A 21,554-nucleotide genomic window follows, 5' to 3' on the forward strand; every position below is an offset into this window, starting at 1 on the left:
ACCCCGGCACGGGCAAGACGACGGTGGCGCTGCGCATGGCCACCATCCTTCACCGGCTCGGCTACATCCGCAAGGGGCATCTGGTCGCCGTGACGCGGGACGACCTGGTCGGCCAGTACATCGGCCATACGGCGCCGAAGACCCGCGAGGTGCTGAAGAAGGCCATGGGGGGCGTGCTCTTCATCGACGAGGCCTATTACCTGTACCGCCCCGAAAACGAACGCGACTACGGACAGGAATCCATCGAGATCCTGCTCCAGGTGATGGAGAACCAGCGCGACGACCTCGTGGTGGTCCTGGCGGGCTACAAGGACCGGATGGACACCTTCTTCCAGTCCAACCCGGGCATGAGCAGTCGCATTGCCCACCACCTCGATTTTCCCGACTACAGCGCCGATGAACTGCTGGCGATCGCCGACCGGATGCTGGCCGCGCAGCACTACCGCTTCGGGGACCAGGCCCGCGAGACCTTCGCCCACTACCTGGCGCTGCGCCTGCAGCAGCCGCATTTCGCCAACGCCCGCAGCGTGCGCAATGCGCTCGACCGCGCCCGCCTGCGCCAGGCCAGCCGGCTCTACGCCGAGCCAGACCGGGAGCTGGACGCCGAGGTGCTGACCACACTGGCCGCGACCGACTTCTCGGGCAGCCGGGTCTTCGGCATGGCCGGCGCCCTGGCACCGAATCCCTGAAGTCACGACACGAACTCGAACACCGACATCCCTGCTTTAAGAGGAGACCTGCATGCCCTTGTCCAACCGGTCCACGCTGACCCAGTACCTGATCGAGGAGCGCCGCCGCTTCCCGAACGCCAGTGGCGCGCTGAATGCGCTGATCCTTGATGTCGCGCTGGCTTGCAAGGCGATTGCCCGGGCCGTCGCCTTCGGCGAACTGGGCGACGCGATGGGCGGGGTGGACGCCGCGGCGGTGCAGGGCGGGGCGGTCAATGTGCAGGGCGAGGAGCAGAAGAAGCTCGACGTGCTGAGCAACGAGGTCTTCCTGCGCCGCAACGAGTGGTCGGGTTGCCTGGCCGGTATGGCGTCCGAGGAGATGGAGCAGCCTTGGCAGATCCCCGCCGAGCACCTGCGCGGCAAGTACCTGCTGGTGTTCGATCCGCTCGACGGCTCGTCCAACATCGACGTCAACGTGTCGGTGGGCAGCATCTTCTCGATCCTGCGTGCGCCGCAGGACGTGATCGACAGCGGGCGCGATGTGGTCGAGGCCGATTTCCTGCAGCCGGGCGCCGCGCAGATCGCCGCCGGCTATGCGCTCTATGGCCCGACGACGATGTTCATGCTCAGTGTCGGCAACGGCGTGGCGGGCTTCACGCTGAACCCGAACCTGGGCGAGTTCATGCTGACGCATGCCAACGTCCGGGTGCCCGAAGACACGCACGAGTTCGCGATCAACGCCTCGAATGCGCGCTTCTGGGAGCCGCCGGTCAAGCGCTACGTGGACGAGTGCCTGGCCGGCGCGCCGGGGCCGCGGGGCAAGGATTTCAACATGCGCTGGATCGCCTCGATGGTGGCCGAGGCGCACCGCATCCTGATGCGCGGTGGCGTGTTCCTCTACCCGCGCGACACCAAGGACGTGAGCAAGCCGGGCCGGCTGCGGCTGCTGTACGAGGCCAACCCGGTCGGCTTCCTGATCGAGCAGGCCGGTGGGCGCGCCTCGACCGGGCGGCAGCCGATGCTGGGCGTGGCGCCGTCGTCGCTGCACCAGCGCATCGGGCTGGTCTTCGGCTCGAAGCATGAGGTCGAGCGCATCGAGCGCTACCACCGGGATCCACCACCGAGCGAGTTGCACAACCCGCTGTTCAGCGAACGCAGCCTGTTCCGTAGCTGAACCGCCGCGCAGCCGCAGCCGGGCAGCGTTTGCCCCGCGCCCCATTCGAATGAGATCCAGGAGACCTGCCATGTCCGAACGCCACCCCATCATTGCCATCACCGGCTCGTCCGGTGCCGGCACCTCGTCGGTGACGCGCACCTTCGAGAACATCTTCCGCCGCGAGAACGTGCGCGCCGCGATCATCGAAGGCGACAGCTTCCACCGCCACGACCGCAAGGCCATGCGCGCCCGCCAGGCCGAAGCCGAAGCCGCTGGGAACAAGAACTTCAGCCACTTCGGCCCGGAGAACAACCTCTTCCCCGAGCTGGAGCAGCTCTTCCGCAGCTACGGCGAGACCGGCAACGGCATGCGCCGCAAGTACCTGCACGACCCGGGCGAGGCCGCGCCGTACAAGCAGGAGCCAGGCACCTTCACCGCCTGGGAGCGCCTGCCGGATCACACCGACCTGCTGTTCTACGAGGGCCTGCACGGCGCCGTGGTGACGCCCGAGGTCAACATCGCGCAGCACCCGGACCTGCTGATCGGCGTGGTGCCGGTGATCAACCTGGAGTGGATCCAGAAGCTCTACCGCGACAAGAACGTGCGGGGCTACTCGGCCGAGGCGGTGACCGACACCATCCTGCGCCGCATGCCGGACTACGTGAACTACATCTGCCCGCAGTTCGCGCACACGCACGTCAACTTCCAGCGCGTGCCGGTGGTGGACACCTCGAACCCGTTCATCGCCCGGGACATTCCCTCGCCGGACGAGAGCATCTGCGTGATCCGCTTCGCCAACCCGAAGGGCATCGATTTCCAGTACCTCATGAACATGATCAAGGACTCGTTCATGTCGCGCGCCAACACGATCGTGGTGCCGGGCGGAAAGATGGAGCTGGCGATGCAGTTGATCTTCACGCCCTTCATCTGGCGGATGATGGACCGGCGCAAGCGCGCGCTCGGTGTCCTGTGAACCCCTGAAAGGACACCAACCATGACCACGACGACCTTTACGCCGGCTACTCCGGCCACCCCGGCCGACATGGCCAACGCCCTGCGCGCCCTCTCGATGGACGCGGTCCAGCGCGCCAACTCCGGCCACCCCGGCGCTCCGATGGGCATGGCCGAGATGGCGGTGGCGCTCTGGTCGCGCCACCTGTGCCACGACCCGGGTGATCCGCACTGGCCTGACCGCGACCGCTTCGTGCTGTCGAACGGCCATGCGTCGATGCTGCTGTACGCGCTGCTGTACCTGACCGGCTACGACCTCTCGATCGACGACCTGAAAGCCTTCCGCCAGCTCGGCAGCCGCACCCCGGGCCACCCGGAAGTCGGTCACACGCCCGGCGTCGAGACCACCACCGGCCCGCTCGGCCAGGGCCTGACCAACGCGGTTGGCTTCGCGCTCGCCGAGAAGCTGCTGGCGCGCGAGTTCAACCGCCCCGGCCACGCCATCGTCGACCACCACACCTACGTCTTCCACGGCGACGGCTGCCTGATGGAAGGCATCAGCCAGGAGGCGATCTCGCTGGCCGGTGTGTGGCAGCTGAACAAGCTGGTCGCGCTCTACGACGACAACGGCATCTCGATCGATGGCCCCGTGCAGGGCTGGTTCGCCGACGACACCGCCGCACGTTTCCGTGCCTGCGGCTGGGACGTGATCGGCCCGATCGACGGCCATGACGTGGCGCTGGTCGACACCGCGCTGGCCCGCGCCCGGGTTAGTGCGCAGCGCCCGACGCTCATCATCTGCAGGACCCGTATCGGCCAGGGCTCGCCCAACCGCGCCGACACCGCCAAGGCGCACGGCGAGCCGCTCGGCGCGGCCGAGATCGCGCTGACCCGCGCGGCGATCGGCTGGCCGCATGCACCGTTCGAGATCCCTGACGCGGTGCGGATGGCCTGGGACGCACGCGAAAACGGCCAAGCCGCCCACCGCGGCTGGCGGCAGCGCTTCGATGCCTACCGAAGCGAACACCCGCAGCTCGCGGCCGAGTTCGAGCGCCGCGTGCTGCAGCGCGCGTTGCCGGCGGACTTCGCCGAGACAATGGCAGAAACGCTGGTCCGCTTCGGCCAGTCCGCTGAGAATGTCGCTTCGCGCAAGGCCTCGCAGAAGGTGCTGGCGCAACTCGCCCTGTGCATCCCCGAACTGCTCGGCGGCTCGGCCGACCTGACCGGCTCGAACCTGACCGACTTCCCCGGCTGCGGCGCGGTGAAGGGCGGCCATGTCGAAGGGCGCCACATCCACTACGGCGTGCGCGAGTTCGGCATGGCCGCGGTCATGAACGGCCTGGCGCTGCACGGCGGCTACATCCCCTACGGCGGCACCTTCCTGACCTTCAGTGACTACAGCCGCAACGCCGTGCGCATGGCCGCGCTGATGAAGCAGCGCGTCATCCACATCTTCACGCACGACTCGATCGGCCTCGGCGAAGACGGCCCGACGCACCAGCCGGTCGAGCACGCGGCCAGCCTGCGCCTGATCCCGAACCTGGATGTCTGGCGCCCGTGTGACGAGGCGGAGACGGCGGTGGCTTGGGTGCAGGCGCTGGCGCAAGCCGACCGGCCGAGCGCGCTGCTGCTGTCGCGCCAGAACCTGCCAGCGCAGCCGCGCACACCGGCGCAGGTGCTGGAGATCCGCCGCGGCGGCTACGTGCTGAGCGACCGGGCGGACATGCGGGCGGTGATCCTGGCGACCGGCTCCGAAGTCGGCATGGCGGTGGCGGCGCAGCAGCAGCTGGACGCGCTGGGCGTGCCGGTGCGCGTGGTGTCGATCCCGTCGACCACGGTGTTCGACCGGCAGGACGCGGCGTGGCGGCGCGAGGTGCTCGGCGCCGGGCTGCCGCGCATCGGGGTCGAGGCGGGTGTCTCGCGCTGGTGGGGGCAGTACGGCTGTATCGCTGCGCTCGGTGTCGACCGCTTCGGCGAGTCGGGGCCGGCGGCAGCGGTGTTCGAACACGTCGGGCTGACGGTCGAAGCGCTGGTCGAACTGGTCGTGCAGCAGGTCCGGCCATGAACGCACTGCGCATCGACGCGGTGACCTTCGACCTCGATGGCACGCTGGTCGACACCGCCTCGGAAATCGCCGAAGCGGTGAACCGCACGCTGGTGGACCTCGGCCTCGCCCCGCGCCCGCTGGACGAGATCACGAACCTGATCGGCCACGGCCTGCACCCCTTGATGACCCAGGTGCTGCAGCGCCTGCAGGCCGAGCAGCCGGCGCTGGTCGGGCGCCTGCTCGCGGACGAGGTGCTGCCGCGGCTCGACCGGCACTACGCCGCCACCGTCGGCACGCAGGCGCAGCCCTACCCGGGGGTGCCTGATGCGCTGGACGCGCTGCTCGCCGACGGCGTGCGGCTGGGCTGCGTGACCAACAAGGAAGGGCGGCATGCGCGGCGCGTGCTGGAGGCGTGCGGGCTGGCGGGGCGGCTGGAGCTGCTGATCGCGGGCGACACGCTGCCCGAGAAGAAGCCGCACGCCGCGGTGCTGCAGCAGGCGGCGCAGCGGCTGGGCGTCACCCCCGACCGCCTCGCGCACGTCGGCGATGCGCGCACCGACATCGACTCGGCCCGCAACGCGGGGGTGGCGGCCTGGGCGGTGCCGTATGGCTACAACGGCGGCGAGCCGATCGAGGCGGCGCAGCCACAGCGGATCTTTGCTGGGCTGGCCGAGGTGGCCGCCCATGTGATCGACCTGAGGAGTGCACGATGAGCCGACTCGCTGCCGTGGTCTGGGATGTGGACGGCACGCTGGCCGAGACCGAGCGTGACGGCCACCGCGTTGCGTTCAACCTCGCGTTCGAGGCGCTCGGGCTGCCGTGGCGCTGGGACGTGGCGCGGTATGGCGAGCTGCTGACTGTCACCGGCGGGCGCGAGCGGTTGCTGCGCGACATGGGCATCCACGCCGAGGCGCCGGCCTTGCTCAGCGAGCGGGAGGCGCTGGCGCGGCGCCTGCACGAGCGCAAGAACCAGTTCTATGCCGAGCTGGTCCATGGCGGCGCCATCACGCTGCGCCCCGGCGTGGTCGGGCTGATGGCGCAGTGCGCGGACCGTGGTGTGCGCATGGCGCTGGCCACCACGACCAGCCGGACCAACGTCGCGGCACTGCTGCGGGTCCACCTCGGCGCGCGCTGGGCGGCGTGGTTCGACGTGATCGTCTGCGGCGAGGACGTGTGCCACAAGAAGCCCGACCCGGAGGTCTACCTGCAGGCGCTGGCCGGCCTGCGCCTCGGGCCGCTGCAGACGCTGGCGATCGAGGACTCGCCGGTCGGCGCGGCGGCGGCGCGGGCGGCGGAGGTGCCGGTGGTGGTGACCCGCAGCGTGTATTTCGAGCAGGCGACCTTCGACGACTCCATCGCCATCGGCCCCGGCCTGCACGACCGCGCAGGCTGGCGACCGGTGCTGCACGGTGCCCGTGACGACGAGCCCGTCAGCCTCGACGACCTCACCGACTGGCACGCCCAGATGGACAGCGTGTCGCAGTTTTCATGACTCACGATTCTTGAACCAGGAGACAAGTCCCATGGCCCTCATCTCATTGCGCCAGTTGCTCGACCACGCTGCCGAGCACGACTACGGTGTGCCGGCGTTCAACGTCAACAACCTCGAACAGGTCCAGGCGATCATGCAGGCCGCCCAGGCGACGAACAGCCCGGTGATCCTGCAGGCGTCGGCCGGGGCGCGGAAGTACGCCGGTGAAGCCTACCTGCGCCACCTCGTGCTCGCCGCGATCGAGACGCACCCGGACATTCCCGTCGTGCTGCACCAGGACCACGGCGCCTCGGCCGCGGTGTGCGTGCAGGCGATCCGCTCGGGTTTTTCCAGCGTGATGATGGACGGCTCGCTGCTGGAGGACGCCAAGACGCCGGCGAGCTACGACTACAACGTGCGCGTGACGGCCGATGTCTGCCGCATCGCGCGGGCGGTGGGCGTGTCGGTCGAGGGGGAACTCGGCTGCCTCGGTTCGCTGGAAACCGGCGAGGCAGGCGAGGAGGACGGGGTCGGCGCCGAAGGCAAGCTCAGCCACGACCAGATGCTGACCGACCCGACCGAGGCGAAGGACTTCGTGGCCCGCACCGGCGTTGACGCCCTGGCGATCGCCATCGGCACCAGCCACGGCGCCTACAAGTTCACCCGCCCGCCCACTGGCGAGATTCTGGCCATCGACCGCATCGCCGCGATCCACGCCGCGATCCCGAACACGCACCTCGTGATGCACGGCTCGTCGAGCGTGCCGCAGGAGTGGCTGGCGATCATCCGCGAGTTCGGCGGTGACCTGAAGGAGACCTACGGCGTGCCGGTCGAGGAGATCGTGCGCGGCATCCGCAGCGGCGTGCGCAAGGTCAACATCGACACCGACATCCGGCTGGTGATGACCGGCGCGATGCGGCGCAGCTTCGCGCAGCAGCCGGCCGAGTTCGACCCGCGCAAGGCGCTGGCCGCGGCGACCAGGGCAGCACAGGCGCTGTGCCAGCAGCGCTTCGAGGCCTTCGGCTGCGCGGGCATGGCAGGGCGGATCCTGGCAAACCCGGTTGCAATGGCATGAAATATCCGCAGATGCTGATATAACATCCGACACTGTGGTCGGTTGTTCCACCTGCTGCTGTCCGTTCCAAGGAAATGTCCATGACCCTGACCCGCTCCCTGATCGCTCTGGTCCCTGCCGCCCTCGTGCTGGCCGCGCCGCTGACCGCCCACGCCAGCCTCGAACTGGCCAAGAAAAATGCCTGCATGGCCTGCCACGCTGTGGACAAGAAGCTGGTCGGACCTGCCTACCAGGAGGTCGCCAAGAAGTACGAAGGCAAGCAGGACGCGGTCGAGGCTGTGATGGCCAGCATCAAGGCTGGCGGTTCGGGCAAGTGGGGGCCGATCCCGATGCCGGCGCAGGCCGCGTTGAGCGATGCCGACGTCAAAACCCTGGCAAGCTGGATTCTGGGCGGGGCCAAGTGAGATGAGGACGGCAGCGATCCGTCGGTGTCTGAGCGGACTGCTGCTGGCCCAAGGCTGACAACGTCCACGAATCGGTGGCCGAGCTGTTTTCGCTGCTCTCCACCCCGATCCGGCTGAGAATCATCGGCGCGCTGTGCACGCAGGTGGCGATCGAGCTGGACCCGCACGCAGAGATCGAACCAACCGACCTGCTGCTACCGTGCGGCGTGCGCTGACCAGCCTGTCTGGTTTTATTTCAGCCGCGCCCCGGTGCTGTCGAACACTTCGACGCTGACCGGGAACCCCTGCCGCACGCTCTCGGTGACGGTGCAGAAGGCCTCGAACTGCTCCAGTACCCGGTCCAGATGCGCCAGCGTCGCCGCGGGCACGCCCAGCGTCAGCCGGGCGTTCATCTGCAGCACGCGCAGGCGTTTGTTGGGGTTGCGGCCCACGTCGGCCTCGACCGTGCACGACAGTGGCTCGGGCGCCAGCTTGTACTTGCGCATCGAGAACAGCAGCGAGGCCGACAGGCAGTTGCCCACTGCCGCACACAGCAGCTGCACCGGCGACGGTCCCAGCCCGTGGCCGAGGGGCTCGGGCTCGTCGGTCACCAAGTCACGCACCGCTTCACCGAAGTGGGTGTCGAACTGGTAGTCCTGGCGCTGGGTCAGGTGGATGGTGCTCAGGGCATCGGACATGGTGGTGGATTCCAGGGGCAATGCGAGGGAATGGTCAGCGCACCTTGCCCAGCAGTGTCTGCATGTCGTCCAGCAGCGCGTCGAGCTGGGTGACGCCGTCGGGCTGGAGGTCCAGGCGCTGCGTGAGTTCCTGCTGCATGAAGCACACCGTCATGCGCACGTAGGCGCTGTCGAGCGCCTTGCGCACGGCGGCCATCTGGCTGGCGATGTCGAGACAGGGCTCGCCCGCCTCGATCATGCGCTGGATGCCGCGCAGCTGGCCCTCGGCGCGCTTGAGGCGGTTGAGCAGATCGGTGCGGCTGGTTTCGTCTTGGAGCTGGGCCATGGTGCAAGCCTCTTGGGCGGTCGTGTCGGTCATCGGATGCGCCATTGTCCCTGCTCCGTGTTCAGCGCGCGCAGGCCGAGGGGCCGTCGGGCACACCGAGCCTTTTCAGGAGCCACCCCAGCGGGCAAGCGTTCGTGAAGCCGAACTGCAGCAGGTTGGCGCCGACGAAGGCGGTGAAGGCCAGCGCCCAGTGGCTGACGAACAGCGGACTGCCCTCGACGCCGAGCGCCAGCGAGACGAGGATGAAGCTGCCCGCGAAGATGCGGATGAGGCGGTCGACGGTCATGGTCAGACTCCTTGCGGGAGGGAAGGGGTGGGGTGGCGCCGCTGGTAGACGGCGTAGTAGAGGACCGGGATCACGACCAGCGTCAGCAGTGTCGAGACCATGATCCCGAAGATCAGCGCGATCGCCAGCCCGTTGAAGATCGGGTCGTCGAGGATGAAGAAGGCGCCGATCGTGGCGGCGAGGCCCGTCAGCACGATGGGCTGCGCGCGCACGGCGGCGGAGTGCATCACCGCGTCCTTGAACACCATCCCTTGCGCGACCTGCAGCTCGATGAAGTCCACCAGCAGGATCGAGTTGCGCACGATGATCCCGGCCAGCGCGATCATCCCGATCATCGAGGTCGCCGTGAACTGCGCGCCCAGCAGCGCGTGCCCGGGCAGCACGCCGATCATCGTCAGCGGGATCGGCGCCATGATGATCAGCGGCGTCACGTAGCTGCGGAACTGCGCCACCACCAGCAGGTAGATCAGGACCAGCCCGACCCCGTAGGCCGCGCCCATGTCGCGGAAGGTGTCGAAGGTGATCTGCCACTCGCCATCCCACTTCACGGCGTACTGGCGGTACGGGTCGCTCGGCTGGTGGATCCAGTATTCGCCGAGGTCACCGGTGCCTGGCAGTGCGGCGCCCTTCAGCTTCGGACGGATCGCGAACAGGCCGTACAGCGGCGAGTCCAGCTGGCCCGCCATGTCGCCGAAGACGTAGCTCACGCCCTGCAGATCCTTGGTGAACAGCGGCTTGTCGATGACGGCCGTCTCCACCCGCACCAGCTCGCTCAGCGGCACCAGTTGCCCGTTCGCGGCGCGCATCGGCAGTGCGAGCAGCGCGTCCAGCCCGACCTGCGCTTCGCGCGGCAGTTGCAGCCGCACGGGGACCGGGTACTTGCTCTGGCCGTCGTGCAGGTAAGCGGCATCCAGGCCGGACAGCGCACCCTGCACGGTCTGCGCGACCGCGGCGACCGGGATGCCGAGCGACTCGGCCCGCTGGCGCTGCACGCGCAGGAAGGTGCGCGGCGCGTCTTCCTTGAGCGAGGTGTCGGTGCCGACGATGTCGGGTGTCGCGGCGAAGGCCTTGGCGATGCGCGCGGCGAGCTGCTGGCGGCCGGCCTCGTCCGGGCCGTAGACCTCGGCGACCAGCGGGCTCATCACCGGCGGGCCGGGTGGCACTTCGACGACTTTCACCCGCGCACCGTGCGCCGCGGCGATCTTCTCCAGTGGTGGGCGGTGGCGCTGCGCGATGACGTGGCTCTTGTCGCTGCGGTGGTGCTTGTCGACGAGGTTGACCTGCAGATCGCCCTGTTCGGCGTCGGCGCGCAGGTCGTACTGGCGCACCAGGCCGTTGAAGGTGATCGGGCTGGCCGTTCCGGCGTAGCCCTGCAGGTTCAGCACTTCAGGTTGCTTCGCCAGCCAGGCGCCGAGGTCCTGCAGCGTCGCGGCGGTGTCCTCCAGCGCGGAGCCGGCCGGCATCTCGACCACCACCTGGTACTCCGACTTGTTGTCGAACGGCAGCATCTTCAGCACCACCAGTTGCACCACGGCCAGCCCGACGCTCAGGAACAGCGCACCCAGGATGCCCGCCAGCAGCAGCCAGCGCTTGCCCGCACTCTCCAGGAACGGCGACAGGATGCGGCGGAACAGCGTCGGCAGCTTCGCGGCGAGGCCGGTCGGCTCGGCGTGTGCGTGTGCGGCATCCATCGGCTTCATCAGCTTGGCCGCGAGCCACGGCGTCACCGAGAACGCGATCGCCAGCGAGATCGCCATGCCGAGGCTCGAATTGATCGGGATCGGGCCCATGTACGGCCCCATCAGGCCGGAGACGAACGCCATCGGCAGCAGCGCGGCGATCACCGTGAAGGTGGCCAGGATGGTCGGGCCGCCGACTTCATCGACCGCGCCGGGGATGATCTCCCGCAGCGGCTGGCCCGGGTGGAGCTGCTGGTGGCGGTGGATGTTCTCGACCACCACGATCGCGTCGTCCACCAGGATGCCGATCGAGAAGATCAGCGCGAACAGCGAGACGCGGTTGAGCGTGAAGCCCCAGGCCCACGACGCGAACAGCGTGGCCGTCAGCGTCAGGATCACCGCCGCGCCGACGATCACCGCCTCGCGCCGCCCGAGCGCGAAGCCGACCAGCAGGATCACCGAGCCGGTCGCGAACGCCAGCTTCTGGATCAGCTTGTTGGCCTTCTCGGCGGCGGTTTCACCGTAGTCGCGGGTGATGGTCATCTCGATGCCGGCCGGCACCACGGTGTTGCGCAACTCGTCGAGGCGGGCGCGGGTGGCCTGGGCCACATCGACCGCGTTCTGGCCGGGCTTCTTGGTGACGGTCATCGTCACGGCCGGATGCACGCCGCCCGCGCCGGACGCGGCCACGCCGGGCGTGAACCAGACGTGGTGCTGCGGCTGCGCGGCGCCGGTCTCGATCTTCGCGACTTCGCGCAGGTAGACCGGCCGGCCGTTGCTCACGCCGACCACCAGCTCGCCCACATCCTCGGCCGAGCGCAGGAACTCGCCGGTCTCGATGGTGAGCATCTGCGCCGCGCCGTTGGGCATGGCGGCGTCGCGGTGGACCACCGTGCCGGCGGGCATCGCCAGATTGGCCGCGGCGATCGTCTGCTTCAGGCGCAGCACGTCGACGCCGCGCTCGCGCAGCCGACTCGGGTCGAGCACGACCTGCACCGCCTGGCCGGGGCCGCCGATGGTCTGCACCTCGCGGGTGCCGGGGACGCGCTTGAGTTCGGTTTCCAGCGACCTGGCCACGCGCTCGATCTCCAGCGCCGAGCTTTCATCCCGGCTCCACAGCGTCACGCCGAGCACGGGCACGTCGTCGATGCCCTTGGGCTTGACGATGGGGGGCAGGGTACCCAGGTCGCGCGGCAGCCAGTCCTGGTTCGCGTTCAGCACGTCGTAGAGCCGCACCAGCGCTTCGGTGCGCGGCACGCCGACCTGGAACTGCACCGTCAGCACCGCCATGCCGGGCCGCGCCACCGAGTAGGTGTGCTCGATGCCGGCGATCTGGCCCAGCGCCTGCTCGGCGGGGCGGGCGACCATGTTCTGCACGTCCGCGCTGCTCGCCCCGGGGAAGGGGATCAGCACGTTGGCCATCGTCACGTTGATCTGCGGCTCTTCCTCGCGCGGCGTGACCAGCACGGCGAACAGGCCCAGCAGCAGTGCGACGATGGCCAGCAGCGGCGTGATCGCGTTGTTCTGGAACTGCGCAGCCATGCGCCCGGCGATGCCAAGCGCTGGCGCTTCGGTGGCGGTGCGGTCGGTGCTCACGGCCGGGCTCCCGCGAGGCCGGCCTGGATGGCGTCGGTGGCGATGCGGTCGCCGGCTTTCAGGCCGGCCAGCACTTCGGTCGATCCACCCTGGGCCGTGCCGGCACGGATGGCACGCAGCACGAACTGCCGGTCCTGCGCGGCGTAGACGGCGGTCAGCTCGCCGCGGCGCAGCACGGCCGTGTCCGGCACGCTCAGCGTCGTGGCCTTCGGATCCACGCCGGCAGCGGTGTCCGCGAAGCGCACCCGCACCGTCTGGCCCGGCATCAGCAGCGTGCTGTCGGCCCCGCTCAGGTCGAGCCGCCATTCCACGGTCTGCGACACGGTGTCGGCGGTGGGCAGGTCGGTCTTCTTCACCGGGGCGACCCAGCGCTGGTCGGGCAGCTGCACCTCGATGCGCCGGGCGGTGCGTGCGATGACCGCCTGCGATGCGGGTACCTGCACCACCGCCCGCAGCGCGCCCGGCGCGTACACGGTGACGATCGGCCGGCCCGGCGCGGCGAGGTCGCCGGCGTCGAGGTGGGTGGCGAGCACGAGGCCGTCGAACGGCGCGTTCACGCTGGCGAAGCCCTGCGCCAGCGTCGCCTGGCTGCGGCCGGCGCGGGCCTGGGCCACGGCGGCTTCGGCGGTCTTGAACTGGTTCTCGGCGCTGTCGAGCGCCGATTGGCTGATGTAGCCCTGGCCGCGCAGTTCGCGGGTGCGGTCGAGCTGGGTGCGGGCGTTGCGCAGATTGGCGTCGGCCTGCGCAAGGCTGGCGTCACTCTGCGCCACGCCGGCGGTGGCCACGCGGGCATCGAGCTGCGCCAGTCCTTGCCCGGCCTTGACGTGGTCGCCCGCCTTGACGTTCAGCGCGAGCACGTTGCCCGCCGTCTGCGCCGACACCGTCGCCTGCTTGACGGGCTGGACCGCGCCGTCCATGTCCAGGCTGCGGCCGGCCCGACCGGTCTGCACCACCGTGGTCGGCACGGCGCTGTCGGCGGCGATCGCCGGGAAGGCCATGCCGCTCAGCAGCATCGACACCAGCCATGCCAGCAGCACCTTCGTCGGATGGGCGGAAACAGGGGAACGCATGGTCAGACTCCTTGATACCCTGCATGGTATATCAATAGGGGGTAGGGTATCAAGCCAATGCCGCCCTGCAGGACAATTCCCACCTGCCCATTCCCCGGAGTTAGACGCCCATGACTGCTGCCCTCCTGACCGGCATGACGACTGCCCGGCTCGACGCGATCGACCCGGCCCGGCTGCCTGCGCTGCTGCGCCGCATGCCCAAGGCCGAGCTGCACATCCACATCGAAGGCTCGCTGGAGCCCGAACTGATCTTCAAGCTCGCGCAGCGCAACGGCGTCACGCTGCCGTACCCTGACATCGAGGCCCTGCGCGCGGCCTACGCCTTCACGGACCTGCAGAGCTTTCTCGACATCTACTACGCCGGCGCCAGCGTGCTCCTCAAGGAAGAAGACTTCTTTGACATGGCGTGGGCCTACCTCGAAAAAGCCGCTGCGGACAACGTCGTCCACACCGAACTCTTCTTCGACCCGCAGACACACACCGCGCGTGGCGTGCCGTTCGAGACGGTGATCAAGGGGCTGAACCACGCGGTGCACCGCGCCCACACGGGGCTCGGTGTGAGTGCGAAGCTGATCCTGTGTTTCCTGCGCCACCTGAGCGAAGAAGAGGCCTTCGCGACGCTGGAGGCTGCGCTGCCCTGGCGCCACCACTTCATCGGCGTGGGGCTGGACAGCAGCGAGGTCGGCCACCCGCCGAGCAAGTTCGAGCGGGTGTTCGCGCGTTGCCGCGAACTTGGGCTGCACATCGTCGCCCATGCCGGCGAGGAGGGCCCGCCGGCCTACATCCACGAGGCGCTGGATCTGCTGAAGACCGAGCGCATCGACCACGGCGTGCGTTGTCTGGAAGACGCCGGACTGGTCGAGCGGCTGGCCCAGGAACGCATGCCACTGACGGTGTGCCCGCTGTCGAACGTCAAGCTCTGCGTGTTCCCTGCAATGGCCGACCACAACCTGCCGGCACTGCTCGATGCCGGCCTGTGCGCGATGGTCAACTCAGACGATCCGGCCTACTTCGGCGGCTACATCAACCAGAACTTCGTCGAACTCTTCGCCGCGCTGCCGCAACTGACGGCACGCCACGCCTACCAGCTCGCGCGCAACAGCTTCGAGGCGAGTTTCGCGGGCGAGGAGCAGAAACGGGCCTGGGTCCACCAGCTCGACGCGGTGTTCAACGCCGGCTGAGCGGGCGCAGGAGGGGAGGTCAGTCGCGGCTGCCGTGGTCGCCGTGGCGACGCTCTTCCCGGTCCTGCCAGCGGCCATGTCCATGGCCGCGACCGCGGTCCCAGCCGGGATGTTCGCTCTCATAGCGGTCGCGTACCCACTCTTCGCGCACGAAGTACACGGGGCGGTTGCAGGCGTCGTACTGGCCACAGTAGCGGCCCCAGTGGCGCTGATGGGCCTCTGGCGCGTAGATGTAGATCGGCGGGATGTCCCTGCGGTCCCGTTCGACGTACACCGGCTGTGGCACCACCAGTGCGGGCGGCGGCAGGTTGCCGATGTGGATCTGGCCGTAGACGCCGGGCTGGTTGATGCCGATCGACACGCCGACGCTCGGCTGCGCGGCAGCCGAACCGATGGCGCCCGCCGTGACGGCCAGTGCCAGAAGGTGCTTCAGAGTCATGGTCAATTCCGGTGAGGACAATGCTTCCACAACGGGGTACGCGGCCGTTTCGAGGACAGGTGGTGTTGTCCGCTCTGCGACAATGTGCATCTGATCGCCTGCTCGCCCGACGCAGGCGTTGTCGTTTTCACCCGCCGTTCGGGCCATGTCGAGGAACACCATGTACAAAAACCTCCTGCGTGCCCTCCTGGCCGCCTGGACCGCCTTGCCCCTGGCGGCGGCAGCCACCCCGGCCAAGCTCCCGCTGAAGGTCGCCTTCGTCTATGTCAGCCCTGTCGGCACCGCCGGCTGGACCTACCAGCACAACATGGGCCGCCTCGGCCTGGAAAAGAACCTCGGTGCGGCGGTGAAGACCACCTTCGTCGAGAACGTCGCCGAGGGCGCGGATGCCGAGCGCGTGATGCGCGACCTCGCCGCGCAAGGCCACCAGCTGATCTTCGCCACCAGCTTCGGCTACCTGGAGCCGGCGCTCAAGGTGGCGCAGGAGTTCCCCGGCGTCGCCTTCGAGCACATGGGCGGCTACAAGACCAGCGCCAACGTCAACACCTACAACGCCCGCTTCTACGAGGGCCGCTACCTCGCCGGCATGGTCGCCGGCAAGATGAGCAAGACGGGGCTGGCCGGCTACGTGGCGGGTTTCCCCATCCCCGAGGTGGTGCAGGGCATCAACGCCTTCACGCTCGGCATGCGCGTCGCCAACCCGAAGGCGCAGGTCAAGGTCGTCTGGCTCAACACCTGGTTCGACCCGGCCAAGGAACGCGAAGCCGCGCAGACGCTGATCAACGACGGCGCCGACATGCTCACCCACCACAGTGGCTCGACCGCCATTCCCGTGCTGGCCGAGGAGAACGTGGCCAGGGGCGTGCGCCTGCTCGGCTACCAGAGCGACATGCGCCCCTACGCCCCGAAGGCGCAGCTCACCAGCGTCACGCACCATTGGGAGGCCCGCTACACGGCGGTCGCCAAGGCGGTGATCGCCGGCACCTGGAAACCGAAGCCCTTCATCGGCGGCGTGCGCGAACGCACCATCCAGATGGCGCCGTATTCGGACGAGGTGCCGCGCGACGTGCAGCGCCAGTTGAACGAGGTCGAGCGGGCGATGGCGGCTGGGCGCGTGCACCCGTTCTCGGGCAGGCTGGTCGACCAGGCCGGGCAGGTCCGCCAGAGCCGCGGCGTGCCGAGCGACGAAGCGCTGGCGAAGATGGACTTCTTCGTGCAGGGTGTCGTCGGGCAGATGCCCAGGCGCTGAGTTCAAGGCTGAGACAATCGCCCCCTCACTCCCTGGACCCCCATGTCATTCGCTTCCCTTGGCCTGAACCCGGCACTGGTCCGCGCCGTCCGCGAACTCGGCTTCACCGCGCCGACGCCCATCCAGGCCCGGGCCATTCCCGCGGCCCTGTCGGGCGCCGATGTGCAGGGTGCTGCACAGACCGGCTCGGGCAAGACGGTGGCATACGCGCTGCCGCTGCTGCAGGCAGACATGGCGACCCCCCGCGCCTGGCCGCGCGCGCCGCATGGGCTGGTGCTGGTGCCGACCCGCGAGCTGGCGATCCAGGTGGGCGAGGTACTGCGCGATCTGGCCCGGCTGCTGCCGGATCCGCCGCGGGTGTCGGTGCTGTTCGGCGGCGTGTCGATCAATCCGCAGATGATGGGTCTGCGCGGCGGCACGGAGATCGTCGTCGCCACACCTGGCCGGCTGCTCGATCTGGTGGACCACAACGCGCTGCGGCTGGACGCGATCCGCCTGCTGGTGCTCGACGAGGCCGACCGGCTGCTCGACCTCGGTTTTGCGGACGAGCTGAACCGCGTGCTGGCGCTGCTGCCGGCGAAGCGGCAGAACCTGTTCTTCTCGGCGACCTTCCCGGACGCGGTGCAGGCGCTGGCCGACGGGCTGCTGCACGCGCCGACGCGCATCGACATCAGCGCCACCCTGGCCGAGAACGGAGGCGACGACGTCCACCCCGACATCGTCGAGCGTGCCATCGCGCTCGACGCTGGCCGGCGCACGGGCGTGCTGCGCACCCTCATCAAGGAGGGCGGCTGGGACCGCGTGCTGGTGTTCGTCGCGACCCGCTATGCGACCGAGCTGCTGGCGCACAAGCTCGGCCGCGAAGGGCTGCACGCCGCTGCGCTGCACGGCGAACTCAGCCAGGGCACGCGTGCCGAGGTGCTGAACGCCTTCCGTGCCGGCCAGGTGCAGGTGCTGGTGGTGACGGACCTGGCCGCGCGCGGCATCGACATCCCGCGCCTGCCGGCGGTCGTCAACTTCGACCTGCCGCGCTCGGCCGACGACTACACCCACCGCGTGGGTCGCACCGGCCGCGCCGGCGAGCCGGGCACGGCGGTCAGCTTCATCACTGCGGCGACCGAGTCGCATTTCCGCCTGATCGAGAAGCGCCAGGGGCGGCGCATTCCCCGCGAGCAGATCCCTGGTTACGAGCAGATCGAGACGGCCACACCTGACCAGGCGGCCGGCGGCATCAAGGGGCATCGGATGAGCAAGAAAGACAAGCTGCGCGCCGCCGCTGCCGCTGCTGCGGCCGGTCGGCAAGACGGCGAGTAGTCCATCGCAATCGATATCGGCATGACGGCGGGCAAACAGGCCGTTTTCCGGGCACCACGGCAGGGCGATCTGGGCACGATGGAACATCCGACGGTCCGATCCAAGTTGCCACCGCTGCCTGCCCATGTCCTCTGCTGCCTCTCCCACTGCGCTTGCGCCTGCGCCCGCCAGGACGCCTTCGCCTGAGCGGGTTTCAGGCTTTTTCGCCCACCATGGTCTCTGGGCGCCTGGCGTGCGGCTGTTTCGGCGCCTGAATTTTGCGTCCAAGGCCCTGATCATCTCGCTGGCGCTCATCTTGCCGCTGGGGACGCTGCTGGGCCTGCAGGTGTACAGCCAGTACCAGCAGTCGATGCAGTCCCATCTGTCGGCCACCCGGCAGCAGGTCGAGACGGCCCATGGGATCGTGGCCTGGTTCCAGTCGCTGGAACGCGCCGGCACGCTGACCCGCGCGCAGGCACAGCAGTCCGCCCGGCAGGCGATCGCCGCGCTGCGCTACGGCGGAAACAACTACTTCTGGATCAATGACATGCAGGTCCGCATGGTCATGCACCCGATCCAGCCTCGACTGGACGGCCAGGACCTCAGCAACCTGCACGATCCCGATGGGGTGGCCATCTTTCGCCTGTTCGTCGAGACCACGCGCGAGCACGGGGAAGGCGTCGTCCATTACAAGTGGCCCAAGCCGGACAGCAAGACACCCTCCGACAAACTGTCCTATGTGAAGGGGTTCGAACCCTGGGGCTGGGTGATCGGGTCGGGCGTCTACATCGACGACGTGCAGGCCGAGATGGCGCGGCAGCTGCAACTGGCCGGCGCGATCCTCGTGACCACCCTGCTCGTGGCTGGATACCTGTTCTGCAGCTTCTACAAGGTCATCAATGGCGGGCTGCTCGAAACACGCCGCCACCTGCGGGCGATGACCGATGGCGACCTGACAACGACGCCGCATCCCTGGGGCAAGGACGAACCGGCCCAGCTGATGCATGACCTGCGGGCCATGCAGGACGCGCTGCGCCACATGGTCCAGCGGGTGCGCCAGTCCAGCCAGGAGATCGTGCACTCCACCGATGAGATCGCCACTGGCATGGCCGATCTGTCCAACCGCACGGAGCAGGCTGCGGTCAGTCTGGAGCAGTCGGCTGCGTCGATGGAGGAGATCACGGCGACGGTCAGCCACACGCTGTCCAACACCGAGACCGCTGCCGCGGTCGCCCGGCAGAACGCCGAGATTGCCAGCGAGGGCGGGCAGGTGATGGCGGAAGTGGTCCTGACGATGGAGGAAATCCGCTCGGCTTCGGCGCGCATCGGCGAGATCATCAGCACGCTGGACGGCATCAGCCTCCAGACCAATCTGCTGGCGCTCAACGCCGCGGTCGAGGCCGCCCGTGCGGGCGAGCAGGGGCGGGGCTTTGCGGTGGTGGCGGGCGAGGTGCGTCTGCTGGCGCAGCGCAGCACGCAGGAAGCCCGCGAAATCCGCGCACTGATCGCCAACAGTGTCAGCCAGGTCGAGGCGGGCACTGCCGTGGTCCGCAAGGCCGGGGCGGCGATCAGCGCCATCGTCGATTCCTCGCGCCAGGTCAACGAACTGCTCGATGGCATCGCCGCCAGCGCACGCGAGCAGAACATCGGCATCACGCAGATCGGCCAGGCCGTCCATGAACTGGACCGTGCCACGCAGCACAATGCCGCGCTGGTCGAGGAGACGGCCGCAGCCGCGACCGCCATGCGCAACCAGGCGCAGGTGCTGGTCGATGAGGTGGCGCAGTTCCAGTTGCCGGCCGGGATGGTGGGCATCAAGGAGTCCTCCACCGCGCCTGTCGGCGAATTCGATTTCTCCAGCGCCATCGAGGCGCATCGGAAATGGAAGGTGCGGCTGCGTGCGGCCATTGCCGAGCACGGCAAGCTGGATGTGCAGACCCTCTGCCGCGACGATCGTTGTCCGCTGGGTCAGTGGTTGCATGGTCCGGGCGGTGCTCGCTGGGGGCAGCGCCCGCTGTTCGTCGAGCTGGTGGAGCGCCATGCTGCCTTCCACCGCACGGCCGCCGAAGTCGCGCAGACCATCAACCGTGAGCAATATGACGAGGCCGAGCGCCTGATTGGCGCCGGCTCTGCCTTCACGCAGGTGTCAACCGAGGTGGCCTCGTTGCTGACCCGTGCCAAGCGGGAGCTGTGAGGACTCCCGCCCAGGCACTTCAGGGGCCGGCTGGGGGCCGGTTCACTTGCAGACCTGGCCCTTGACGACGTGGGCACCCTTGGCCTTGGCCTCGGCTTCGGTCATGTACTCGCCCTTCTTGGTCTTGCCGTAGTACTTGGTGCCTTCGCAGTGGTAGACCTTGCCGTTGACCCACACCTTGCCGGCACCACCGCCTGCGGCGGGCTGTGCTGCTGCAGGCTTGGCAGGCGCGGCCGGTGTTGCGGTCGACGCTGCAGGCGTCGGGGCCACGACGGCCTTGACATCGGCCGCAACCGACTTGACCGCCGAAGCGGCCGCGGGTGCGGCGGCAGCCGCCTTGGTCAGGGCATTGGTGGCCGGAGCCGCGGTTTGCGCGAAGACGGAACCAGCCAGCACAGAGCCAGCCACCAGCATGAACAACGCTTTCTTCACTGAGAACTCCCGGGAGTTACACGGAACTACGTGCCTGCATTCCATAACGCCGCGCATGCCCGCTGGTTGACGGGAGATCTCAGTTTCCTGCGATCCGCAGGCGCCGCGCGGCGTCTTCCGCCCTGGCGTCATCGATCTCGCGCACCACGCTGCCGACGTCCACCGGCCCTTGCTTGTGGATGTAGCGGCCGGTCAGCGGCGTTTCCGTGCGCAGCAGCCCGCGTTCGTACAGCGCCCAGAGTTCATGCCCATAGTCGCTGCGCAGCAGTTCCGGCGCGAAGCGGCCGAAGAAGTTGCGCAGGTTCTCCACATCGCGCAGCAGCATCCGTTTCGCGTGGTTGTTGCCGGCAGCGTCCACCGCCTGTGGCAGGTCGATGATCACCGGCCCGTCCGCGGCCAGCAGGATGTTGAACTCGGACAGGTCGCCGTGCACCACCCCCGCGCCGCACAGCATGCGCACGACCTCGGCGATCAGCGTGGCGTGGTGGCGGCGGGCATCGGCCGGGGTGAACTCGACATCGTTGAGGCGCGGCGCGGCGTCGCCGTGTTCATCCGTCACCAGATCCATCAGCAGCACGCCGTCCAGGAACAGGTGTGGCGTCGGCACGCGCACGCCTGCGGCGGCGAGCCGGTACAGTGCATCGACCTCGGCGCTCTGCCACGCTGCCTCCGTCGCCTCGCGGCCGAAGCGGGTGCCCTTGGCCATGGCGCGGGCCTGGCGGGTGTTCTTGACCTTGCGGTTTTCGGTGTAGTCCACGGCCTGGCGGAAGCTGCGGTTGGTCGCCTCCTTGTAGACCTTGGCGCAGCGCGTGTCCTCGCCGCTGCGCACGACGTAGACCGTGGCTTCCTTGCCGCTCATCAATTGGCGCACGACCGTGTCGATGAGACCTTCCTCGATCAGCGATTGCAGTCTTTTGGGTGGTTTCATGGGCCGATTTTGCGCCACAGGCGCCGCAGCACCTCGGCCGCCCAGTCGGTGAGGGCGCCTGCGTGGGCGTCCCAGGGTTCGGCCAGCGTGTACTCGTCGCCGTCGATCACGGCACTGTGGGTCAGCCGGGCATGGCCATCCACCGACAGCGTGGCCCAGCCGCGCTCGCCCGCTTCCCACGTGAAATGGAGTGCACCATCCGGCTGTGCTTCGATGTCGGGGGCGGGCAGCGCCGCATCGGCGGCGAGCAGCGCGAGCAGTTGCACGGCTTCGGCTTCGGTGGCGGGCGTGGGGATGGTCCACGGGCGGGCAGCGGCGAGAAGGCGGGCTTCCCGGAGTGCGTCGGCGAGTGCGGTGGTGGAGGCTTCGGAGGGCATGGCCGTCACTGTGACCGATCCCGGGCGCCGCGTCGCGGGCAGCGTACGATAGCCCC

At 68.8% G+C, this 21,554-nt stretch carries 22 protein-coding genes; 13 read left to right on the forward strand and 9 right to left on the reverse strand.

Annotated elements, in window-relative coordinates:
• From AB3X43_RS06920 to AB3X43_RS06960, 9 genes are all read left to right on the forward strand, one after another.
• The coding region (locus AB3X43_RS06920) for an AAA family ATPase (RefSeq protein ID WP_369429125.1) at window positions 1–689 on the forward strand (689 nt) is incomplete at its 5' end.
• Window positions 690–741: 52 nt separating this feature from the next.
• Window positions 742–1,842: a class 1 fructose-bisphosphatase gene (locus AB3X43_RS06925; RefSeq protein ID WP_369429126.1), complete on the forward strand. Its 1,101-nt coding sequence runs from the start codon at window positions 742–744 to the stop codon at window positions 1,840–1,842.
• A 70-nt stretch (window positions 1,843–1,912) separates the two neighbouring features.
• Window positions 1,913–2,797 carry a phosphoribulokinase gene (locus tag AB3X43_RS06930; protein ID WP_369429127.1) on the forward strand — a complete coding sequence of 295 codons (885 nt, stop codon included), beginning with the start codon at window positions 1,913–1,915 and terminating at the stop codon, window positions 2,795–2,797.
• 21 nt (window positions 2,798–2,818) lie between these two features.
• Window positions 2,819–4,840 (forward strand): transketolase, encoded by a 2,022-nt coding sequence (gene tkt / locus AB3X43_RS06935; protein ID WP_369429128.1) that lies wholly within the window; start codon window positions 2,819–2,821, stop codon window positions 4,838–4,840.
• Window positions 4,837–5,535, forward strand: coding sequence for a phosphoglycolate phosphatase (gene gph, locus AB3X43_RS06940; protein ID WP_369429129.1), 699 nt, complete (start codon window positions 4,837–4,839; stop codon window positions 5,533–5,535). Before tkt ends, gph begins: the two co-directional genes overlap by 4 nt.
• Complete coding sequence (locus tag AB3X43_RS06945) at window positions 5,532–6,314, forward strand: HAD-IA family hydrolase (RefSeq protein WP_369429130.1); 783 nt, start codon at window positions 5,532–5,534, stop codon at window positions 6,312–6,314. The genes gph and AB3X43_RS06945 overlap by 4 nt, the downstream gene beginning before the upstream one ends.
• 31 nt (window positions 6,315–6,345) lie before the next feature.
• Window positions 6,346–7,368 carry a class II fructose-bisphosphate aldolase gene (gene fba, locus AB3X43_RS06950; protein WP_369429131.1) on the forward strand — a complete coding sequence of 341 codons (1,023 nt, stop codon included), beginning with the start codon at window positions 6,346–6,348 and terminating at the stop codon, window positions 7,366–7,368.
• 80 nt (window positions 7,369–7,448) lie between these two features.
• Window positions 7,449–7,772 carry a c-type cytochrome gene (locus AB3X43_RS06955; RefSeq protein WP_369429132.1) on the forward strand — a complete coding sequence of 108 codons (324 nt, stop codon included), beginning with the start codon at window positions 7,449–7,451 and terminating at the stop codon, window positions 7,770–7,772.
• A gap of 74 nt (window positions 7,773–7,846) precedes the next feature.
• Window positions 7,847–7,987: a hypothetical protein gene (locus AB3X43_RS06960; protein WP_369429133.1), complete on the forward strand. Its 141-nt coding sequence runs from the start codon at window positions 7,847–7,849 to the stop codon at window positions 7,985–7,987.
• Window positions 7,988–8,002: 15 nt separating this feature from the next.
• Here AB3X43_RS06960 and AB3X43_RS06965 read toward each other — a convergent pair whose 3' ends face one another.
• The 5 genes from AB3X43_RS06965 to AB3X43_RS06985 form a co-directional block, all read right to left on the reverse strand.
• Entirely contained in the window at window positions 8,003–8,449 is a 447-nt protein-coding gene (locus tag AB3X43_RS06965; RefSeq protein WP_369429134.1) for an OsmC family protein, read from the reverse strand.
• 34 nt (window positions 8,450–8,483) lie between these two features.
• Window positions 8,484–8,774, reverse strand: a complete 291-nt coding sequence (locus AB3X43_RS06970) for a metal-sensing transcriptional repressor (RefSeq protein WP_369429135.1) — start codon at window positions 8,772–8,774, stop codon at window positions 8,484–8,486.
• A 61-nt stretch (window positions 8,775–8,835) separates the two neighbouring features.
• Complete coding sequence (locus AB3X43_RS06975; RefSeq protein WP_369429136.1) at window positions 8,836–9,060, reverse strand: YgaP family membrane protein; 225 nt, start codon at window positions 9,058–9,060, stop codon at window positions 8,836–8,838.
• Window positions 9,061–9,062: 2 nt separating this feature from the next.
• Complete coding sequence (locus AB3X43_RS06980) at window positions 9,063–12,281, reverse strand: efflux RND transporter permease subunit (RefSeq protein WP_369429159.1); 3,219 nt, start codon at window positions 12,279–12,281, stop codon at window positions 9,063–9,065.
• Between the two features lie 50 nt (window positions 12,282–12,331).
• Window positions 12,332–13,405 carry an efflux RND transporter periplasmic adaptor subunit gene (locus AB3X43_RS06985; protein WP_369429137.1) on the reverse strand — a complete coding sequence of 358 codons (1,074 nt, stop codon included), beginning with the start codon at window positions 13,403–13,405 and terminating at the stop codon, window positions 12,332–12,334.
• Window positions 13,406–13,515: 110 nt separating this feature from the next.
• Here AB3X43_RS06985 and AB3X43_RS06990 point away from each other — a divergent pair, with 110 nt between their 5' ends.
• Entirely contained in the window at window positions 13,516–14,586 is a 1,071-nt protein-coding gene (locus AB3X43_RS06990) for an adenosine deaminase (RefSeq protein WP_369429138.1), read from the forward strand.
• Between the two features lie 19 nt (window positions 14,587–14,605).
• Here AB3X43_RS06990 and AB3X43_RS06995 read toward each other — a convergent pair whose 3' ends face one another.
• Window positions 14,606–15,025, reverse strand: a complete 420-nt coding sequence (locus tag AB3X43_RS06995) for a hypothetical protein (RefSeq protein WP_369429139.1) — start codon at window positions 15,023–15,025, stop codon at window positions 14,606–14,608.
• Window positions 15,026–15,185: 160 nt separating this feature from the next.
• On the opposite strand from AB3X43_RS06995, the gene AB3X43_RS07000 reads away from it, so the two are divergent.
• The 3 genes from AB3X43_RS07000 (at window position 15,186) to AB3X43_RS07010 (ending at window position 19,761) form a co-directional block, all read left to right on the forward strand.
• Window positions 15,186–16,274, forward strand: a complete 1,089-nt coding sequence (locus AB3X43_RS07000; RefSeq protein WP_369429140.1) for a BMP family ABC transporter substrate-binding protein — start codon at window positions 15,186–15,188, stop codon at window positions 16,272–16,274.
• A 42-nt stretch (window positions 16,275–16,316) separates the two neighbouring features.
• Window positions 16,317–17,588 (forward strand): DEAD/DEAH box helicase, encoded by a 1,272-nt coding sequence (locus tag AB3X43_RS07005; protein WP_369429141.1) that lies wholly within the window; start codon window positions 16,317–16,319, stop codon window positions 17,586–17,588.
• A gap of 124 nt (window positions 17,589–17,712) precedes the next feature.
• Window positions 17,713–19,761 (forward strand): cache domain-containing protein, encoded by a 2,049-nt coding sequence (locus AB3X43_RS07010; RefSeq protein ID WP_473965076.1) that lies wholly within the window; start codon window positions 17,713–17,715, stop codon window positions 19,759–19,761.
• A 42-nt stretch (window positions 19,762–19,803) separates the two neighbouring features.
• Here AB3X43_RS07010 and AB3X43_RS07015 read toward each other — a convergent pair whose 3' ends face one another.
• The 3 genes from AB3X43_RS07015 to AB3X43_RS07025 all read right to left on the reverse strand — a co-directional run bounded on the left by AB3X43_RS07015 (window position 19,804) and on the right by AB3X43_RS07025 (window position 21,498).
• The gene (locus AB3X43_RS07015) at window positions 19,804–20,193 is read right to left on the reverse strand and encodes a signal peptide protein (RefSeq protein ID WP_369429143.1); all 390 of its coding nucleotides are present in this window, start codon (window positions 20,191–20,193) and stop codon (window positions 19,804–19,806) included.
• 79 nt (window positions 20,194–20,272) lie between these two features.
• A complete protein-coding gene (locus tag AB3X43_RS07020; protein ID WP_369429144.1) occupies window positions 20,273–21,121 on the reverse strand; it encodes a PA4780 family RIO1-like protein kinase in 849 nt (282 codons plus the stop codon).
• Window positions 21,118–21,498, reverse strand: a complete 381-nt coding sequence (locus tag AB3X43_RS07025) for a hypothetical protein (protein ID WP_369429145.1) — start codon at window positions 21,496–21,498, stop codon at window positions 21,118–21,120. Before AB3X43_RS07025 ends, AB3X43_RS07020 begins: the two co-directional genes overlap by 4 nt.
• Window positions 21,499–21,554 lie beyond the last annotated feature (56 nt).

It is taken from the genome of Sphaerotilus sp. (genome assembly GCF_041083715.1).
Taxonomy (GTDB): Bacteria; Pseudomonadota; Gammaproteobacteria; order Burkholderiales; family Burkholderiaceae_C; genus Sphaerotilus.

Coding starts and splice junctions, on each gene's coding strand:
- AB3X43_RS06925 (WP_369429126.1), top strand. CDS start 742: ATGCCCTTGTCCAACCGGTCCACGCTGACCCAGTACCTGATCGAGGAG.
- AB3X43_RS06930 (WP_369429127.1), top strand. CDS start 1,913: ATGTCCGAACGCCACCCCATCATTGCCATCACCGGCTCGTCCGGTGCC.
- tkt (WP_369429128.1), top strand. CDS start 2,819: ATGACCACGACGACCTTTACGCCGGCTACTCCGGCCACCCCGGCCGAC.
- gph (WP_369429129.1), top strand. CDS start 4,837: ATGAACGCACTGCGCATCGACGCGGTGACCTTCGACCTCGATGGCACG.
- AB3X43_RS06945 (WP_369429130.1), top strand. CDS start 5,532: ATGAGCCGACTCGCTGCCGTGGTCTGGGATGTGGACGGCACGCTGGCC.
- fba (WP_369429131.1), top strand. CDS start 6,346: ATGGCCCTCATCTCATTGCGCCAGTTGCTCGACCACGCTGCCGAGCAC.
- AB3X43_RS06955 (WP_369429132.1), top strand. CDS start 7,449: ATGACCCTGACCCGCTCCCTGATCGCTCTGGTCCCTGCCGCCCTCGTG.
- AB3X43_RS06965 (WP_369429134.1), bottom strand. CDS start 8,449: ATGTCCGATGCCCTGAGCACCATCCACCTGACCCAGCGCCAGGACTAC.
- AB3X43_RS06970 (WP_369429135.1), bottom strand. CDS start 8,774: ATGGCCCAGCTCCAAGACGAAACCAGCCGCACCGATCTGCTCAACCGC.
- AB3X43_RS06975 (WP_369429136.1), bottom strand. CDS start 9,060: ATGACCGTCGACCGCCTCATCCGCATCTTCGCGGGCAGCTTCATCCTC.
- AB3X43_RS06980 (WP_369429159.1), bottom strand. CDS start 12,281: ATGGCTGCGCAGTTCCAGAACAACGCGATCACGCCGCTGCTGGCCATC.
- AB3X43_RS06985 (WP_369429137.1), bottom strand. CDS start 13,405: ATGCGTTCCCCTGTTTCCGCCCATCCGACGAAGGTGCTGCTGGCATGG.
- AB3X43_RS06990 (WP_369429138.1), top strand. CDS start 13,516: ATGACTGCTGCCCTCCTGACCGGCATGACGACTGCCCGGCTCGACGCG.
- AB3X43_RS06995 (WP_369429139.1), bottom strand. CDS start 15,025: ATGACTCTGAAGCACCTTCTGGCACTGGCCGTCACGGCGGGCGCCATC.
- AB3X43_RS07000 (WP_369429140.1), top strand. CDS start 15,186: ATGTACAAAAACCTCCTGCGTGCCCTCCTGGCCGCCTGGACCGCCTTG.
- AB3X43_RS07005 (WP_369429141.1), top strand. CDS start 16,317: ATGTCATTCGCTTCCCTTGGCCTGAACCCGGCACTGGTCCGCGCCGTC.
- AB3X43_RS07010 (WP_473965076.1), top strand. CDS start 17,713: ATGTCCTCTGCTGCCTCTCCCACTGCGCTTGCGCCTGCGCCCGCCAGG.
- AB3X43_RS07020 (WP_369429144.1), bottom strand. CDS start 21,121: ATGAAACCACCCAAAAGACTGCAATCGCTGATCGAGGAAGGTCTCATC.
- AB3X43_RS07025 (WP_369429145.1), bottom strand. CDS start 21,498: ATGCCCTCCGAAGCCTCCACCACCGCACTCGCCGACGCACTCCGGGAA.